Here is a 659-nt window from a genome sequence, read left to right as displayed (position 1 = left end):
GCCCGCGCCCTTAATGGAAGTCGGTCTGTGGCTGGCTCGGATCTCAAAGGAGCAATCGACGATGCCCGCGCAATCGCAACCACGGTCGCGGCCGAACTCGCTGCGATGACGAAGCGTGCCGGCGCTGCCCGGCGCGGTAAGGCGACGTGATGGAGTTCTTCCTGGGCGCCTTCGAGCGGGATTGGGAGCGCCGGCGCGCGGCGCTGCTGCACGAATTACAGGTGGGCGAGCACGAGGAGCTCGACTGGGACCGGCCGCGAAGGGGAGGGGTTGCCCATTTGCCGGCGGGTGTTGGTGTTTGGGGCGGCGCGCGGCGGCAGGGCCGCGCCGTTGCTTTCCGCGGAACCGGTGGTGGGCGGCCAATGCATGCTCGGTTTGCAGCGCTCGCTCGAGGAAGCCAGCCGGCAGTGGTCAAGCTTGCTTCCTATGGCGGCGGCATCCGGGCGGCAGCCATGATGAACTACGCTTCGCGTTCCGGTGAACTCCCGGTCGAGAACGAAAAGGGCGAGCGCATCATCGGCAAGCAAGCGCTCGCCGAATTGCGCGGGGACTGGGAGCATCTCTTCGACAACCGCACCGCCAGCCGCGATGTCGGCATGTTTCAAGCGTCTATTGCCGCGGCATCGGTCGCGGGCATGGACGATCGGGAGGAATTTGCT

1 pseudogene is annotated in these 659 nt (G+C 66.6%); it reads left to right on the top strand.

Going from position 1 to position 659, the window contains the following annotated elements:
* Positions 1-149 precede the first annotated feature (149 nt).
* Positions 150-659 (top strand): annotated as a pseudogene (locus EOA24_RS40105) (hypothetical protein); the annotation flags it as partial.

It is taken from the genome of Mesorhizobium sp. M2A.F.Ca.ET.039.01.1.1 (assembly GCF_003998035.1).
Classification (GTDB): domain Bacteria; phylum Pseudomonadota; class Alphaproteobacteria; order Rhizobiales; family Rhizobiaceae; genus Mesorhizobium.
This window is presented reverse-complemented; position numbering and strand designations above follow the sequence as displayed.